The sequence below is a fragment of the Halobaculum roseum genome, assembly GCF_019880245.1.
Lineage (GTDB): Archaea > Halobacteriota > Halobacteria > Halobacteriales > Haloferacaceae > Halobaculum > Halobaculum roseum.
Window position 1 is genome coordinate 1,061,886 of the sequence record NZ_CP082286.1, and the last position, 15,729, is coordinate 1,077,614.

Here is a 15,729-nt window from a genome sequence, read left to right on the forward strand (position 1 = left end):
ACGCGCCGGGCCGTGCGCGCCCGGAGAACTCCCCTGCCCCCGTCCCCGCTCCCGCGACGGCGGCGCTCCCGACTCGCGACGCGACAGACCCGCACGACCGTCGCGACGGACATCGACGGATCGGAGGGAAACGGGAGGACGGGGCGGGGACCGACGGCGCGGGGAGCGTGCCGCCTCAGAAGACGTACTCGTCTTCGTGTCCCATCATCCCGTCGTCCTCGAACTCGGGATCCGTCTCGTTGTCCTGCGGACCGCTCGTCTTGTACGCCTTCATCCCGGTTGAGATCAGCTCCTCGATCGCCTCCTCCCGCGTGACGAACTCACCCTGCTCGACCATCTGGGCGATCTGCATCTCGAGGTGCTCCGGGACCGTTATCTCGACTTTCGGCATCTACGCGGGGCTTGACGGACGTAGTATTTAAAACCAGCGGGGGATGCTTGCCTCTGTAGAAAGTGATATTTGAAACTGGCGCGGTATAGTTCCAGTTTACAAAAGCGATCTTGGTCGAACGCGGTATTCCGGCCCGGATCCGGGCGCCGAGCACACGGATGCATGGGCGGCCGACCGGAGCCGACAGCCTCACGTGAGCGCGGCGGGTGTTTCGACGTATGAGCAGCGAGGTCACCGACCACACGGACCTCTACGAGGAGTTCTCCGACGAGCGGCTCCCGCCCGGCCAGCGGAAGACCGACCGGTTCCCCGTCCTGTCGAAGTCGGGGACTCCCGATTGGCACCGCGACGACTGGCGCTTCGAGGTGTGGGGCGCCGTCGACGAGGACCTGACGTTCACGTACGACGAGTTCCGCGATCTCGCCGCGGAGACGCAGCGGCAGGACTTCCACTGCGTCACCGGCTGGTCGAAGTTCGACTGCGAGTTCACGGGCGTCACCTTCCCGCAGTTGGCCGAACTCGCCGGCGTCCGCGACGACGCCGAGTGGGTGATGTTCCACGCCCTCGACGGCTACACGACGGACCTTCCTCTCGCGGAGTGCGACCGCGAGGAGGTGCTGTTCGTCTACGACTACGACGGCGAGCGGCTGCCCGACGACCACGGCGGTCCGCTTCGGGTCGTCACGCCCCACAAGTACGCGTACAAGGGCGCCAAGTGGGTGACCGGCGTGGAGTTCCTCACCGAGCCCGAGCGCGGGTACTGGGAGAAGCGGGGGTACTCCGACACCGCGAACCCGTGGGAGGAAGAGCGGTACAGCTAGAGCGAGGCCGAGTGAGCGAAGCGAACGAGGCCTCGGACAACGGCGGAGCGGTCCTCGTGCCGCTCCGCCCACAAGAAGAGCGAGGCCGAGTGAGCGAAGCGAACGAGGCCTCGGACAACGGCGGCGAGATTGTGGGCGAGCCGCCCACAAGAAGAGCGGGCCGAGCGAAGCGAACGTCTCGGCACCGTACTCGCCTGCCCGCCAACTCGGCAGCGACTAGGACGGGAGAGACGCCCGCGGGCGCCTCCAGAATCAACGGCGTAAAGAGCGGGCCACCCCAATCGCGGGTAATGAACCCGCCGGACGGCGAGGCCGGTGCCGCGCTCGTTCCCGACGCGGACGCGGCGCTGGTGAGCCGGAGCTGCGAGGTGTCGGACGTCTCCTTCGGGTCGTTCCTCGCGGCCGGGGACCGCCACCGGGTCCACTGGGCCGCCCCCGACGGCCTCGAAGTGGTCGGCGGCGGCGCGGCCGCGCGCCTCACGGCCGACGGCCCGGACCGCTTCGAGACGCTGCGGCGCGACGCCGAGACCCTGTTCTCGTCGGTCGACCACGACGGCCCCGCGGCGACGCGCCCCCGCGTGTTCGGCGGCCTCGCGTTCGGCGCGGACCACGACGCCGCGGGCGTCTGGGAGGGCTTTCCCGCGGCCGCGTTCACCCTCCCTGCCGTCCAGCTCACCCGCGTCGACGACGGGACCTACCTCACCGTGACGCGGTACGGCCCGGACGCGGACGCCGACGGCGCCGAGGAGGCGCTTGCGGCCGCCCGCGACCGCCTCGACGACCTCCCGATGATGCGGGCCCGCGGCGAGAAGCCCGGCGTCGTCGACACGGAGTGGCTCGTCGACCGCGAGGAGTGGACGGCTCAGGTGGCGAGCGTGATCGACCGCATCCGGGGCGGCGACCTCCGGAAGGTGGTGCTCGCGACGGCGCTGCGCGTCGACCTCGCGGGGGAGATCGACATCCCCGACACGCTCGGTCGCCTGCGGCGAACCTACCCCGAGTGCTACCGCTTCCTCGTTCAGCCGACCGACGGGAAGGGCTTCTTCGGCCCGCCGCCCGAGCGCCTCGTCCGCCGCGAGGGCGAGGTCGTCGAGACGGAGGCGCTGGCCGGGTCGATGCCCCGCGGCGACACACCCGAGGCGGACGCGGAGTACGCCCGCTCGCTCCTCGAATCCGACAAGCTCCAGCACGAACAGCGCCTCGTCGTCGACACGATCTGCGAGCAGCTGGACGCCTTCGGCACCGTCGGGGAGGGCCAGCAGGACGTGCGCAAGCTCACCAACATCCAGCACCTCCAGACGCCGATCAACGCCGTCCTCGACGGCGACACCCACGTCCTGACGCTGGTCGAGGCGCTACACCCGACGCCCGCGGTCGGCGGGCTGCCGCTCGATCTGGCCCTGTCGACCATCCGCGAGACGGAGACGTGGGACCGCGGGTGGTACGCCTCGCCGGTCGGCTGGTTCGACGCCGCCGGCGACGGCGAGTTCGCCGTCGGCATCCGCTCGGGCGTCGCCGGCGGCCGGGAGGCGACGCTGTTCGCCGGCAACGGCATCGTCGGCGACTCCGACCCCGCCGACGAGTGGGACGAACTCCAGCCGAAGGTGCGGCCGATCATGGACGAACTGGAGCGGGAGGCCCGGACGGAGTGAGCGACGCGACGGTGAGCGAACGACCCGAGTGACCGCTTCCGGCCCCGACGGCCGCCTGCCAAACGACTAACAGCCGCCGCCGCGAGCCGCCGGCATGAGCGACGCAGGCGAGGTCGAGGGGGTAGACGCCGCGGTGGTCGAGGAGAAGGTCGCGGCCGCGCGGGAGGCGGTCGCCGCCGGCGACGCGGACGCGTGGCTGTCGGTCGGCCGCGAGACGGACGTGAGCCCGGAGCCGTGTTTCCCGTACCTGCTCGGGTTCGACGTGGTGTGGCCGACGGCGGTCGTCGTCGGCCCCGACTCGTCGGCGGTCGTGCTCGGCCGCCACGACGCCCCTACCGCCCGGGATCTGGACGTGCACGACGTGCGCGCGTACGACGAGTCGATCGCCGAGCCGCTTCGGGAGGTGCTCGATGAGATGAGCGCCGAGCGCGTCGCGCTCAACTACGACCGCGACGACGTGGTCGCCGACGGGCTCTCCCACGGGCTGTTCCTCCAGCTTCGGGAGTACCTCCCCGATCGCGAGTTCACGAGCGCGAGCGACCTGATCCGCAGGCTCAGGGGCGTGAAGTCCGAAACCGAGTACCAGCGCGTCCGGGCGGCCGCCATGGAAACCGAGGAGCTGCTTCAGACCGCGACGGCGACGTGGACGCCGGGGACGACCGAGCGGGCGTTCGCCGACTTCCTCCACGAGCGAATGACCGAGCGCGGGCTGGACTCCGCGTGGGCGTGGGACTACTGCCCGACCGTCCACATGGGCGACCGCGAGGTGGGGCACACGCTTCCCGCCGACCACACCGTCGACGAGGGCGAGCTGCTGCACGTCGACTTCGGGATCAGGCGCGACGGCTACGCCTCGGACATCCAGCGCCTCTGGGTTCGTGGGGAGGCGAGCGACGGGCTCCGGGGGGCGTTCCGCGACGTGCGCGCCGCGATCGACGCCGGCCACGACGCGCTCGGGCCGGGCGCCGTCGGCCACGAGGTCGACGCCGCCGCGCGCGAGGAGCTCACCTCGCGGGGGTGGCCGGCCTTCGAGCACGCCTTCGGGCACCAGGTCGGCCGGGCGGCCCACGACGGGGGGACCCTGCTCGGTCCGGAGTGGGAGCGCTACGGCGAGGCGCCGCGCCACGAGGTCCGCCCGGGGGAGGTGTACACGATGGAGCTGGGCGTCGCGACCGAGTGGGGGTACGTCGGCCAGGAGGAGATGGTTCGGATCACCGAAACGGGCACCGAGTGGGTCGTACCCCCGCAGACCGAGTTGCGGACGCTGTGAGCCCGGTGGCGGAACTCGAAGGTCGTCCCCTGTCGCGTGGAGCGGCACGGTGAAGTGCGGCGGGTCCGGAGGGCCGGTGTGAATTTCGACCTCGCGCTCGGCTCCCGCGCGGCGGTCGTCGCCGCTGCGGTCATCGCGGTCCTCGCGACCGTCGCGCTGGACCGCCTCGCGCGGACGGACCGCGGTCCCACCCTCCGGCGTCGACTGATCCTCGGCGTCCCGTGGGGGACGCTCGCCGTGACGGCGGTCGTACTCGCGGTGTACCTGTTCGTCCAGGGCGGCTGGGGTCACTGGTACAACCCCGTCGTGATCCCGTTCCGGGCGTGGTCGTATCTCGCGCCGGTTGGCGTCGCAGTCGCGGGGTTCGCTCACGCCGGCCCCGGCCACCTGCTGGGCAACCTCTTCGGGACGCTCGCGGTCGCGCCGCTGGTCGAGTACGCCGTCGGACACTTCCCGCGCCGGCGCGGGAGCTCCTCGTTCGGCTCCGTTCGCGACAACCCCTACGCCCGGGCGTTCCTCCTGTTCCCCGCCGCGACGATCGCAGTCGGGCTCGTCTCGGGCGCGTTCGCGCTCGGCCCCGTGATCGGCTTCTCGGGGGTCGTCTTCGCGTTCGTCGGCGCCGCGCTGGTGTACTACCCGCTGGGGACCGTCGTCGCGCTGTCGGCGTCGGGACTGCTCTCGACGACCTACCGCGCGCTCAACTCGCCGGTCGTCGAGGCCAGCGGCCGCCCGGCGTACATCACGCCGTGGTGGGCCGACATCGCGATCCAGGGCCACGCGCTGGGGCTGCTCGTCGGCGTCCTCGCGGCGGCGTGGCTCGCGGCCGCCCGCGGCGACGACCTCCCGCGCCCCCGGCGGCTCGCGCTCGGGGCGCTGCTCGTCGGCGTCGAGCAGTCGCTGTGGGCGGTGTACTGGTTCCGCGGCGGCGAGACGTTCGTCCTCTTCCGGGGGGTCGGACTCGCCGCGGTGGCGCTGCTCGCGGTGTTCGTGGCGGCGCTGGCGGCCGACCGCGACGCCCCGGCGGCCGACAGCGTCCGCGAGGCGCTTCGGAACCTCACCCCCCGGCGCGGCTCGGTCGCGGTCCTGCTGGTCGTGCTCGCGGCGCTGTCGGGCCCGGCCGTGGCGGTCAACCTCGTCGCCGTCGGCGACGAGCCCCTCCCCGGCGACCCGGTCGAGGTGCGCGGCTACGACGTGACCTACGCCGAGGGCGTCGAGAACGGGATGGTGTCGGTGATCGACGTGGAGGCGTTCGGCGAAACGACCGGCGTCACGACCTCCGGCGTCGTCGTCCGCAACCCCGACCGCGGCGTCTGGACGACCGCGGTCTCGAAGGGACGGCTCGCCTTCTCGGGGCGCCAGCGGGTCGTCCTCGGCGGCGTCGGCTGGCGAGAGGTCGTCACCGTCACCCGCCGCGGATGGACGACCGTCGGCGGCGACGCCCCGGCCTACCGGGTGACGCTGGCCCACGACAACGAGACGACGCTCGCGTTCCTGTCGAACGCGTCGACCGCCGAGCCGCGGATCGAGGGCCGCAACGTCTCGGTCGTCCCGACCGACTCCGGCTTCGAGCTGCTCGTCGAGGGCGGCAACCGGAGCGTCGCCGCGCCCGTCCCCGACGAAAACGAGACCGTGACGGCGAACGGGCTGTCGTTCGTCCGGGACGGACGGGCCGTGTTCGCGCTGGCCGGCGAGGTGACCGGCAACGCCTCCGCGGGCAACACGACCGCGCCGACCCGGGTACGGGTGGCGACGAGAGAGGAGTACAACGGACGTAACGGCTGATCCGTACGCCCAAGGGGACGGCCGGGCGTCAGTCGTCTCCGGCGTGGTCGTTGTCGCCGGCGGGATCGTCGTCGCTTGCGCGGTTCCACTCGATCCGGAACACCTCCGCCTCCACGTCGGCAGACTCGCTCGTCTGGTGGTCGTACGTCCGGTCGAGCGTGAGCGTCGCGGCGAAGGCGTCGGTCACCTCGCCGCCGGCGTCGCCGGCGAACGACTCGACGAACTCGCGGCTGCCGGCGTTGTGGACCGAGTAGGAGACGTCCGCGAGGTCGGCGACCGTCTCCAGGAACGCGCGGTCGGCGTGTTCGTTGCCGGTCTGCGCGCCGAACGGGGGGTTCATGATCACGGTGACGGGACCATCGGCAGTCAGGCGGTCGCGCACGAGCGGCGGCCGCGTCGCGTCCGCACACACCCAGTGAACCTCGGTTCGGGCGCCGACGCGTCGTTCGTTCTCGCGGGCGACCCCGAGAGCGCCGCCGTCGAGCTCGACGCCGACGACGCGGGCGGCCCCGCGGAGGGCGGCGCCGAGCGCGAACATCCCAGTTCCCGCGCCGAGATCGACGACGGTCCGCCCGGCCACGTCGCCCCGGAGGTCCGCGAGGTGGACGACGTGGGCCGCGACGTCGGCGGGCGTCGGGTACTGTTCGAGGCTGGCGGTCGGGTCTGCGAAGCCGGCGACGACCGCCAGCTCGCCCTCCAGCGCGCGGCGGCTCGACACGCCTCAGGCGCCGGCGTCGCCGTCGGTTCGATCGACGTCCGCGTCGACGCCGAGGGAGCCGTCGACAGTCAGCGAGACGCCCTCGCGGTCGGCGCGCTCGGTCAGCGCGTCGAGCGCCGGGCGAACCTTCGCGGGGTCCGCGACCGCGCCGGGGTCGATGACCAGTTCCCCCGCGCCGAGGTGGCTCGCGGCGCGCAACAGCGAACGAAGCCGGTCGGCCTCCCGCTGCGTCTCGATGGAGCAGTCGGTTCCGAACTCCGCTTGCACGCGGAGGCCCGCGGGGACGTACCCCTCGTCGGCCAGCGCCGCGCGGAGGTCGCGCAGGTCGCCGGGGGCGGTCGACGGCAGGGCGTCGGCGTCGATGGTGACCGGCTCGGCGTCGACCGGCTCGGCGGTCGCGACGGCCCGCCGGACGTGGGTGGACGACTGGGTGCTCATACCCGATCCGTATATCTAGTAATACAAAAGAGTTTGTAAATGTTCAGTAGTTATTTCCGGGAGGCGTCGAGGGAGATACCCCGCGAACACCGTTCCCTGCGGCGCCGTCAGACGCCGCCGATCCGGGGGTGACATACCTATCGGTTCGTCAGACACCGCTGAAACGTCCGATCCGCCCGTTTACGGGGCGTCTTCGGGACGAATCTCCCGATCGCCATGCCCCAAAAGTTTAAATACGAGCCGCGTCAGAAGACTTATTAATGGAAGGTCCGAGCCGACAGCGACAGCGAGAGGCGGGCGAGTCGGAGAAACAGTCGGACGAGGAGCTCACGTGTCCCGAGTGCTCCAGCGACAACGTCGTGATGGACGCGGACCAGGGCGAGTTGGTCTGTGACGACTGCGGGCTCGTTCTCGACGAGCGCCAGATCGACCGCGGGCCGGAGTGGCGGGCGTTCAACCACTCCGAGCGGCAGTCGAAATCGCGGGTTGGCGCGCCCGTGACGGAGACGATGCACGACAAGGGGCTGACGACGACCATCGACTGGAAGGACAAGGACGCCTACGGTCGCTCGTTGAGCTCCGAGAAGCGCTCGCAGATGCACCGCCTGCGCAAGTGGCAGGAGCGCATCCGTACCAAGGACGCCGGCGAGCGCAACCTCCAGTTCGCCCTCTCGGAGATCGACCGGATGGCCAGCGCGCTCGGGGTTCCGCGGTCGGTACGCGAGGTCGCCTCCGTCATCTATCGCCGCGCGCTCAAGGAGGACCTCATCCGCGGCCGCTCCATCGAGGGCGTCGCCACGGCGGCGCTGTACGCCGCCTGCCGGCAGGAGGGCATCCCGCGGTCGCTCGACGAGGTCGCGGAGGTGTCGCGGGTCGAACAGAAGGAGATCGGCCGGACCTATCGCTACATCTCCCAGGAGCTCGGCCTCGAACTGAAGCCGGTCGACCCCAAACAGTTCGTCCCGCGGTTCGCCTCCGCGCTCGGCCTCAGCGAGGAGACGCAGGCGAAGGCGACCGAGATCATCGACGTGTCCGCCGAGCAGGGACTGCTCTCGGGGAAGTCGCCGACGGGATTCGCCGCCGCCGCCATCTACGCGGCCTCCCTCCTGTGTAACGAGAAGAAGACTCAACGCGAGGTCGCCGACGTGGCGCAGGTCACCGAAGTTACCATCCGCAACCGGTATCAAGAGCAGATCGAGGCGATGGGCTTCCGCTGACGGGGAGCGAGAACCGACGAGACCGACCCGAGGAGACCGACCGGACAACGCCCCGCGAACGTTTTTATCGGATACCGGAACCACGCCTCGCATGACCTGACCGCCGTCGCGCGACGGTCAAAAATCGGGTGCGAGGTCGACGAACCGGAGGCCTCGATGCGAACGGCGCAGCCGTGAGCGAGTGCGGTCAGCCGTCGCGTGTACTGAACGCCGAACCGGATCCCCGTTCGGCGGCGACCGCCCGTCAGCCACTACCGAGCGTCCCGCTCACTGTTCGACGAACACGACGACCTGCCGGTCCCACAGCCCCAGCCGGAGGTCGTACTGGCGATAGCCGTCGCCGATGTTCGTGTTCACCGTGACGCGGCGGTCGGGCGTAGTGACCACGACCGGCGGCGCGTCGGACCCGAACTCGGCGGCCGTCCGGACGCTCGTCGTCTCGGCGTCCATGCGCTCGAAGTACCACTGGAGCGGGAGCCGCGCTCCCCACGCGTCGCGGTCGACGGAGGCGACGGGCGGGAGCGCGTACTCCCGCTCGGTGTCCAGTCGGTCGCCGACGTACGCCACGTCCGCGCCCGCCGAGCCGCCGCTGTCGTCGATAGCGGCCTCTGCGGCCGCGAGCATCGGGTCGAGGTCGTCCGACGGCTGGGCGAACTGCGCGAACTCGGACCCCGGCTCGGGGTCGGCGTAGACGCCGGCGGTCGTCGCGCCGTAGCCGACGAGCCCCGCCGAGACGACGAGGAGCACGGCGACGAGCCACGCGGGGTCGCTCGCCGTCGCCCGCGAGCGGAGGCCGCGGGCGACCCACGCGAGGCCGACGGCGCCGGGAAGCGCGAGCAGCGGGACGACGTGAACCGCCGTCCACGGCTCGACGCCCATCGAGGCGATCGGGAACGCGAGCAACCCGAACCCGGCGGCGTACGCGCCGAAGGCGACGACGCCCCGGGTGCCCGAACTGTAACGGTCCCGGAGGAACCCGACGAGGCCGAACGCCAGCGCCGGCCACGCGGTGACGACGAGCGTCCGGGCGTAGCCGGCGACGGCCGGGAGGAAGGAGTTGCCGTCCGCGGGCGGCGTCAAGCGTGCGGTGAACCGCAGCGCGACGAACCGCTCGGGCGCGTCGACGAAGGCGAACGACACCGCCGCCGGTAGCGTCGCGGGGTTCCACAGTCCGGGCTCGATGCCGCCCCCTCGCGGGGCGAACACCAACAGCGCCGCCCCGAGAAACACGAACAGCGCCCGGGCGAGCGTCGTCGACTCCGCCCGGAGCCACGCGACGCCGGTCGCGAGGCGTGCGTGGGCCGCCGCCGGAACCCCCGCGACACGCGCCTCGTCGAGCACGAACGCGCCGGCGACGAGCCACAGCGGGAGGTACACGGCGGCGAACCCCGAGGAGCCGAGCGTGAGCGCGAGCGCCGCCGCCGACAGGTAGATCGGCCAGCGGGCGCCCGTGGTTCGGTGGCGGACGACGCCGCCGACGACGAGCAGGCCGAACGCGGCCGCGAGCACGTCGCCGCGGAGGAACCGGGAGTAGTAGACGAGCAGCGGCGACCCCGCCAGCAACGCCGACAGCGCGACCGTCTCGTCGTCGCGCAGCGGGCCCCGAAACAGCAGCGCGGCCGCGGGGAGCAGCCCCCCGACGAGCGCGACCGCCGAGCGGGCGGCCCCGTCGGAGGTGCCGAGGAGGTCGATCGCCCACCGCGTCGCGAGGTAGACGACCGGGCCGCCCGTCGCCGGGCGGTACGAGTAGACGCCGGTGTCGAGATAGCGGAGCGTCCAGTAGCCGACCCGTCCCTCCCCCCAGTGGAACGGGCGGGCGCCGAGGAACGCGAAGCGGGCGACGAGCGCGAGCGCGACGACGGCCGCGACCGCGAGGACGGTTCGGTCGAGTCCCGCGGGTCGCGTCGCACCGGTACCGTCGCCGTCGGACATACCCGGCCGTGTCCCCGCCGCGGTAGTAGGTCTTCGGGTTTCTCCCGATCCGGAGCGGCCGGCCGACGCGCGGGCGACGGGTGTCGTGAACCGGCGGTCGCCACGAACCCACGGTCGGGGCGGAGCGGCGGTCGCCACGAGGCGACACGCTCATTCCGCACGGTCGCCGACGGACGGGCATGTCGCTTGTCGCATCCCTTCCGGGCCGTCCGCTCACGGACGGCGAGGTCGCCTCGCTGAACCGCGCCGACTCGGTCGAGCTCGCGGTCGCCGTCGAGAGCGACACCGACTCCGAGGCCGCCGACGCCGACGCGGCGGCCGACGGCGCCGAGGGACTGCTCCTCGCGACCGACGCGTGGGTGAAGGGGATCGACTTCCTCGGGGGCGCCTGGGAGGTCGTCGAATCGGTCGACATCGAGGACGAAGCCGACCGGTACGAGGCGCTGCGGGCGTGTGAGGACGCCGTTCGCGCGAACCGCGCGGAGTGAAACCGGCGACACGAGTCGTTCAGGTCGTGTCCGTCTGCCGGACGCCGATCGGTGAGGACCGACCGAAACCGGCCGCCGACTTTTTCGACTGGCGCTCGTAGGTGCGCTCGATGTACGACGACATCCTGGTGCCGACGGACGGAAGCCCGGCGGCCGACGCGGCCGTGGAGCACGCGGTGACGTTGGCGGACCGCTTCGACGCGACTGTACACGCGCTGTACGTCGTCGACGCGACCGCCTACTCGGCCATCGAGGCCGGAACCGACGTGGTCGCCGAGGCGCTCGAAACCGAGGGCGAGGACGCCGTCGGCCGGATCGCCGCGGCGGCCGACGACGCCGACCTGCCCGTCATCGAGTCGGTGATCTCCGGCACGGCCTACCGCTCGATCCTCGACTACGCCGACGAGCACGGTATCGACATGATCGTGATGGGTACCCACGGGCGCCGCGGGCTCGACCGCTACCTCCTGGGGTCGGTCACCGAGCGCGTCGTTCGCTCGGCGAACCAGCCCGTGCTCACGGTCCGACACGAGGGGGACGACGCGGACGGCGAGTGACGACTCGACGGGGACGGTCGACACGTCCGGGCGCCCTCGACGATTCCGCAAGACTCGGGTTTAAGCCGGACGGCGCGGACACCCGAGTATGAGCCAGACTGTCGCTCACGACGAGCTGTCGGCCTTCCGCCGCGACCTCCATCGCCACCCGGAACCGGCGTGGTGCGAGTTCTACACCACCGCCCGGATCGTCGACGAACTCGAATCCCGCGACCTCACCGCGGTTCACTACGGCCCCGAGATCCTCGGCGCCGAACGGATGAACGTCCCCGACGACGACGAGCTCGCCGAGTGGTTCGAGCGCGCCCGCGACGCCGGCGCGCGCGAGGACGTGCTCGCCGAGATCGAGGGGGGCTACACCGGCGCAGTCGCGGTGCTCGAACGCGGCGAGGGACCGGTGATCGGGGTCCGCGTCGACATCGACGCCCTCCCGATCCTCGAATCGGACGACGGCGAGCACGCGCCCGCCGGCGAGGGGTTCCGCTCGGAGCACGAGGGCTACATGCACGCCTGCGGCCACGACGCGCACGCGACGTTCGGCCTCGGCCTCATCGACGAGATCCTCGACTCGGAGTTCGAGGGCACGCTGAAGGTGTTCTTCCAGCCCGGCGAGGAGCAGATCGTCGGCGGCGAGCCGATGGCCGAGTCCGACCTCATCGACGACGTGGAGTACTTCCTCGCCGCGCACGTCGGGCTCGACCACCCGACGGGCGAGGTGATCTGCGGCATCGACGGCTTCCTCGCCGTCTCGCACTTCCTCGCGGAGTTCGAGGGCGAACCGTCCCACGCGGGGGGCCACCCCGAGCAGGGCAAGAACACGGTGCAGGCCGCGGCCGCCGCCATCCAGAACCTCTACGGCATCCCCCGGCACGCCGACGGGCCGACCCGCGTGAACGCCGGGATCGTCGGCGGCGGGACGGCGACGAACATCATCCCGGAGGAGTGCTTCGTCGAGGGCGAGGTCCGGGGCGGCACGACCGAACTCATGGAGTACATGGACGGGAAGGCCGAGACCGTGATCGAGTCGGCCGCCGACATGCACGAGGTCGACGTGGACATCGAGCAGCTCGGGCGCGCTCCCTCGGCGACCAGCGACCAGGAGCTCGCCGGCCCGATCGCCGAGGTCGCCGGCGACGTGGAGGGCGTGACGAACGTGATCGAGCGCGACGAGCTGGGCGGCAGTGAAGACGCGACCTACATGATGCAGGCGGTCCAGGACAACGGCGGCTACGCCACCTACGTCGGCGTCGGCACCAGCCACCCCGGCGGCCACCACACGAGCACCTTCGACGTGGAGGAGGAGTCGCTGGACATCGGCGTCGACTTCCTCACCGCGGCGGTGCTCGCCGTCGCCGACGAGCGGCCCTGAACGGCCGGGGCGTCGATGTCCCCGCCACGGCTCGCGTCACCGCCCACGTCGCCACCGTCGCGGGATAGCTCGGCTCAGTACTAGTTTATTAGCTCACGGTGCCATTAGGAACGAAGGTATTCCGCGGTCGGGATATCGGAGTTCACCAATGTCTACAACCGTCTCAACAGACCCCGTCGACCGGATCGAGCGACTCGGCGTCCGCCGCCTCGTCACCTGGGCGGCCGTCAGGGTCCGCGAGAACCCCGTACTCGTCGGGCTGTTCCTCCTCGCCGGGCTCGTCGGCTACGTCCCGTTCGTCGGGGGGCTGCTCGCGTTCCTCGTGACCACCTTCGTCCTCGGGATGGCGTACGTCGTCGTCGCCGACGACGTCCGGCTTCACGCCCGCGGCCTGAACGCCATCGCCGCGGACGTGCGCGAGCGGTACGGTACGATACTCGTCGTGAGCGTCGCCTACGCCGTCGCGGTCGCCCTCGGGCTGATCGCACTCGTGGTCCCCGGGCTGTACATCGCCGCCCGGCTGGCGCCCTCGCTCCCGGTCGCGACGCTCGGCGAGCACGGCGCCGCCGACTCGCTGCGCGAGGGCTGGGCGATGGGTCGGGGGAACGTCCTCCGCCTGTTCGGCGTGTTCCTCGTCGTGTTCGTCCTCCAGGCGATCGCGGCCGGGATCCTCGCGGTGATCAGCACGGACCTCGCGACGACGGGCATCTCGGCGGTGCTCCTGAACGCGATCTCCGGCCCGATCATCGCCGCCGCCATCGCGCACGTGTACTTCGAGTCGCGTGACGCCGAGGGCGACGAGCCGACCGACGAGATGACCGCCGACGTGGCGGTGTAAGTCCGGACGAGCGGTTCGGCGGGTCTCCTGTCGAATGCCGAGCGTCTCCCGCGCTCGGCTGTCGCCCTCGGGTCGGCGACGCGTGGGTGGAACGAACCGTGCAGTCTCCACTCCGCTACCGCCGGTCGACGTACTCGGTGCGGATCCGTCGAGAGTGTCAGAAGCGTGTTCATTGTCTGACAACGATTTATTATCTCCGAATCCCCCCTTCTCTCCATGAGCAGTGAGCCGAGAGACTCGAATCCGGACGCAACGCAGGATGACTCCGAGCAGTCCGACGCCGCCGAAGACGCGTCGGACGCGGCCGGGTCGCCGGGAATGACGATCCCCCTCCCGGAGGGGAGCACGAGCGTTTCGGACGCCATCGTGACGAACAGGGAGATGCTGCGTGAGCCGGAACGTCACGGGCTCGCAACCGAGGGTGATATCGAGAACCTCTCGGGCGCGATGGAATCGCTCTCCGCGAAGGTCGAACGAGTCGACCGTCAGCACGAAGCCGGTGACGAACGTCTCACCGAGCTCGAAGAACTCGTGGAGCGCCAACAACAGCAGATCGACGAACTGCAGTCGATGGTCGGCGACCTCGTCGACATTCTGGGCACCGAAGCGGAGTGGACCACCTTCGACGGCTCCTGATCGAGGAGCGCGAGCCCTCGCCGCCGTGAGCACCTCCGCTCCCGGACGGTGACTGGCGAGACAGGATGGAGTCGCTGACTGGAGTCGAATCCGAGCGAGGCGGTGCCGATCCCGACTCCGGCGTGTCTCCCGAGTGCACTCGAAGTCGACTCCGCCGGCTCCGATCGGCACGAATCGCCTCCCGGGCGCAGCGCCGTTCGACAGCGCAGTTCGTCAGTACTTCGGGTCCGCGCCGGTCACGTCGTACACCTGCTCCATCAGGCGGTCGCGCTCCTCGCGCCACGCCTCGAAGGCACCCGGGCGGGAGGGGTATCGGCCGTAGTGGTCCATCAGGTCGTCGGCGACGCGTTTCGTCTTGTAGAAGTCCCAGATCTGGCCCCAGTGACCGTAGCTGTCCTTGATCACTTCGAGCACGAGCCGCGGCTTCACCGACGCGCTCCCCTCGTACAGCGCCTCCGCGAGGCTCTCGCCCGGCAGCGACGCGAGCAGGCCCATCAGCTCGTCCACGTCGACGGCCGTCGAGAGGATGTTGTACACGTCGAGGGCCGCGTAGCGGCCGCCGAAGTGGCTCATGACGCGCTCGTTGTAGTGCCACAGCGCCCCCTCGCTCACGTCGCCGGCGTCGATGGCCCGGACGGCCTGCTCGGCGGCGTACTTCCCGGCGTAGGCGGCGCCCGCGATGCCGCCGCCGGTGGTGGGGTTGACGTGGCCGGCGGCGTCGCCGACGGCGATGAATCCGTCAGCGACCGCCGAGTCGTACGGCCGCCGGGTGGGAAGTGCCGCGCCGAGCTTGTCGGTCACCTCGGCGCCCTCGAACTCGGGGCGGTGCCGGAGGTCGCGCTTGAGGTCGTCGACGAGCTTCATCGGCTCCTCGGTCATCTGGAAGCCGAGCCCGGCGTTGATCTCGGTGTCCGTGCGCGGGAAGTACCAGAGGTAGCCCGCGGCGCGCTCGGTCGGCTTGAACACGAGCGCGTCGTCCCACTCGACGGGCTCGGGTACCTCGACGATCTCGCGGTAAGCCGAGCAGAACTGCGAGAACGAGACGTTCGTGTCGAACGTCGCGTCCGCCAGATCCGCCTTGTCCTGGAGGATGGACAGCGACCCCGCGGCGTCGATGGTCACGTCGGCGTCGTACTCGACGACCTCCCCCTTCCGTTTCGCGCGCACGCCCGTCACGCGGCCGGAGTCGGTCTGGGTCACGTCCTGGACGACGGTGTCGTAGTGGAACTCGACGCCGCGGCGCTCGGCGCCCGCGATGATGTTCCGGCCGTACTCCCAGCGGTCGATGACCGCGAGTTCGCCGGGGATCGGGATCTCCAGCACCGTGTCGTGGCTCGGGATCTCGAAGCGGCCGTGGTCCACGTCGGTGTTGGTGAACGCCGAGTCGATCTCGGATTTCGGGATCGACTCGGGGAACTTGTCGGCACCCTTCAGCGCGTCGCCGCAGGCGATGTGGCCCGCCTCCTCCTCGTCCTTCCGCTCGACGATGACGACGTCGAGGCCGGCGTCCGCGGCCGTCGCGGCGGCGTAACAGCCCGCCGTGCCCGCGCCGACGACGACGATGTCGGGCTCGTGTGTGGTCATTGTCGCACCTCGTTCGTGAGTCGTGAAAAAGCCAGT

At 71.1% G+C, this 15,729-nt stretch carries 15 protein-coding genes; 10 read left to right on the forward strand and 5 right to left on the reverse strand.

What is annotated here, in order from left to right; genetic code table 11:
- Positions 1-175: 175 nt before the first annotated feature.
- Positions 176-391 carry a ribbon-helix-helix domain-containing protein gene (locus K6T36_RS05385; protein ID WP_222922937.1) on the reverse strand — a complete coding sequence of 72 codons (216 nt, stop codon included), beginning with the start codon at positions 389-391 and terminating at the stop codon, positions 176-178.
- Positions 392-609: 218 nt separating this feature from the next.
- Here K6T36_RS05385 and K6T36_RS05390 point away from each other — a divergent pair, with 218 nt between their 5' ends.
- The 4 genes from K6T36_RS05390 (at position 610) to K6T36_RS05405 (ending at position 5,916) form a co-directional block, all read left to right on the forward strand.
- The gene (locus K6T36_RS05390) at positions 610-1,212 is read left to right on the forward strand and encodes a sulfite oxidase-like oxidoreductase (protein ID WP_222922938.1); all 603 of its coding nucleotides are present in this window, start codon (positions 610-612) and stop codon (positions 1,210-1,212) included.
- Between the two features lie 290 nt (positions 1,213-1,502).
- On the forward strand, positions 1,503-2,864 hold the full coding sequence (locus K6T36_RS05395) for an isochorismate synthase (protein WP_222922939.1): 1,362 nt from the start codon (positions 1,503-1,505) through the stop codon (positions 2,862-2,864).
- A gap of 94 nt (positions 2,865-2,958) precedes the next feature.
- Positions 2,959-4,134 (forward strand): M24 family metallopeptidase, encoded by a 1,176-nt coding sequence (locus tag K6T36_RS05400; RefSeq protein WP_222922940.1) that lies wholly within the window; start codon positions 2,959-2,961, stop codon positions 4,132-4,134.
- A 78-nt stretch (positions 4,135-4,212) separates the two neighbouring features.
- Entirely contained in the window at positions 4,213-5,916 is a 1,704-nt protein-coding gene (locus K6T36_RS05405; protein WP_222922941.1) for a rhomboid family intramembrane serine protease, read from the forward strand.
- Between the two features lie 28 nt (positions 5,917-5,944).
- Here K6T36_RS05405 and K6T36_RS05410 read toward each other — a convergent pair whose 3' ends face one another.
- Both K6T36_RS05410 and K6T36_RS05415 read right to left on the reverse strand, forming a co-directional pair.
- Complete coding sequence (locus K6T36_RS05410) at positions 5,945-6,634, reverse strand: METTL5 family protein (RefSeq protein ID WP_222922942.1); 690 nt, start codon at positions 6,632-6,634, stop codon at positions 5,945-5,947.
- A gap of 3 nt (positions 6,635-6,637) precedes the next feature.
- The gene (locus K6T36_RS05415; RefSeq protein ID WP_222922943.1) at positions 6,638-7,072 is read right to left on the reverse strand and encodes a sugar phosphate isomerase/epimerase; all 435 of its coding nucleotides are present in this window, start codon (positions 7,070-7,072) and stop codon (positions 6,638-6,640) included.
- A 260-nt stretch (positions 7,073-7,332) separates the two neighbouring features.
- On the opposite strand from K6T36_RS05415, the gene K6T36_RS05420 reads away from it, so the two are divergent.
- The gene (locus tag K6T36_RS05420) at positions 7,333-8,289 is read left to right on the forward strand and encodes a transcription initiation factor IIB (protein WP_222608431.1); all 957 of its coding nucleotides are present in this window, start codon (positions 7,333-7,335) and stop codon (positions 8,287-8,289) included.
- A gap of 267 nt (positions 8,290-8,556) precedes the next feature.
- Here K6T36_RS05420 and K6T36_RS05425 read toward each other — a convergent pair whose 3' ends face one another.
- Positions 8,557-10,221, reverse strand: a complete 1,665-nt coding sequence (locus tag K6T36_RS05425; RefSeq protein ID WP_222922944.1) for a flippase activity-associated protein Agl23 — start codon at positions 10,219-10,221, stop codon at positions 8,557-8,559.
- A 179-nt stretch (positions 10,222-10,400) separates the two neighbouring features.
- Between K6T36_RS05425 and K6T36_RS05430 the strand changes: the two genes are divergently transcribed.
- From K6T36_RS05430 to K6T36_RS05450, 5 genes are all read left to right on the forward strand, one after another.
- On the forward strand, positions 10,401-10,709 hold the full coding sequence (locus K6T36_RS05430) for a DUF7964 domain-containing protein (RefSeq protein WP_222922945.1): 309 nt from the start codon (positions 10,401-10,403) through the stop codon (positions 10,707-10,709).
- Positions 10,710-10,819: 110 nt separating this feature from the next.
- Positions 10,820-11,266, forward strand: a complete 447-nt coding sequence (locus K6T36_RS05435; RefSeq protein ID WP_222922946.1) for a universal stress protein — start codon at positions 10,820-10,822, stop codon at positions 11,264-11,266.
- Positions 11,267-11,354: 88 nt separating this feature from the next.
- A complete protein-coding gene (locus K6T36_RS05440) occupies positions 11,355-12,635 on the forward strand; it encodes an amidohydrolase (protein ID WP_222922947.1) in 1,281 nt (426 codons plus the stop codon).
- 148 nt (positions 12,636-12,783) lie between these two features.
- Complete coding sequence (locus K6T36_RS05445) at positions 12,784-13,473, forward strand: hypothetical protein (protein ID WP_222922948.1); 690 nt, start codon at positions 12,784-12,786, stop codon at positions 13,471-13,473.
- Between the two features lie 216 nt (positions 13,474-13,689).
- A complete protein-coding gene (locus K6T36_RS05450; RefSeq protein ID WP_222922949.1) occupies positions 13,690-14,109 on the forward strand; it encodes a hypothetical protein in 420 nt (139 codons plus the stop codon).
- Between the two features lie 213 nt (positions 14,110-14,322).
- Here K6T36_RS05450 and K6T36_RS05455 read toward each other — a convergent pair whose 3' ends face one another.
- On the reverse strand, positions 14,323-15,693 hold the full coding sequence (locus K6T36_RS05455) for a geranylgeranyl reductase family protein (RefSeq protein WP_222922950.1): 1,371 nt from the start codon (positions 15,691-15,693) through the stop codon (positions 14,323-14,325).
- Positions 15,694-15,729: the final 36 nt, after the last annotated feature.

What these genes read in the sequence shown, in the direction of transcription:
- K6T36_RS05385 (WP_222922937.1), bottom strand. Translation starts at nt 391, where the DNA reads ATGCCGAAAGTCGAGATAACGGTCCCGGAGCACCTCGAGATGCAGATC.
- K6T36_RS05390 (WP_222922938.1), top strand. Translation starts at nt 610, where the DNA reads ATGAGCAGCGAGGTCACCGACCACACGGACCTCTACGAGGAGTTCTCC.
- K6T36_RS05395 (WP_222922939.1), top strand. Translation starts at nt 1,503, where the DNA reads ATGAACCCGCCGGACGGCGAGGCCGGTGCCGCGCTCGTTCCCGACGCG.
- K6T36_RS05400 (WP_222922940.1), top strand. Translation starts at nt 2,959, where the DNA reads ATGAGCGACGCAGGCGAGGTCGAGGGGGTAGACGCCGCGGTGGTCGAG.
- K6T36_RS05415 (WP_222922943.1), bottom strand. Translation starts at nt 7,072, where the DNA reads ATGAGCACCCAGTCGTCCACCCACGTCCGGCGGGCCGTCGCGACCGCC.
- K6T36_RS05420 (WP_222608431.1), top strand. Translation starts at nt 7,333, where the DNA reads ATGGAAGGTCCGAGCCGACAGCGACAGCGAGAGGCGGGCGAGTCGGAG.
- K6T36_RS05425 (WP_222922944.1), bottom strand. Translation starts at nt 10,221, where the DNA reads ATGTCCGACGGCGACGGTACCGGTGCGACGCGACCCGCGGGACTCGAC.
- K6T36_RS05430 (WP_222922945.1), top strand. Translation starts at nt 10,401, where the DNA reads ATGTCGCTTGTCGCATCCCTTCCGGGCCGTCCGCTCACGGACGGCGAG.
- K6T36_RS05435 (WP_222922946.1), top strand. Translation starts at nt 10,820, where the DNA reads ATGTACGACGACATCCTGGTGCCGACGGACGGAAGCCCGGCGGCCGAC.
- K6T36_RS05440 (WP_222922947.1), top strand. Translation starts at nt 11,355, where the DNA reads ATGAGCCAGACTGTCGCTCACGACGAGCTGTCGGCCTTCCGCCGCGAC.
- K6T36_RS05445 (WP_222922948.1), top strand. Translation starts at nt 12,784, where the DNA reads ATGTCTACAACCGTCTCAACAGACCCCGTCGACCGGATCGAGCGACTC.
- K6T36_RS05450 (WP_222922949.1), top strand. Translation starts at nt 13,690, where the DNA reads ATGAGCAGTGAGCCGAGAGACTCGAATCCGGACGCAACGCAGGATGAC.
- K6T36_RS05455 (WP_222922950.1), bottom strand. Translation starts at nt 15,693, where the DNA reads ATGACCACACACGAGCCCGACATCGTCGTCGTCGGCGCGGGCACGGCG.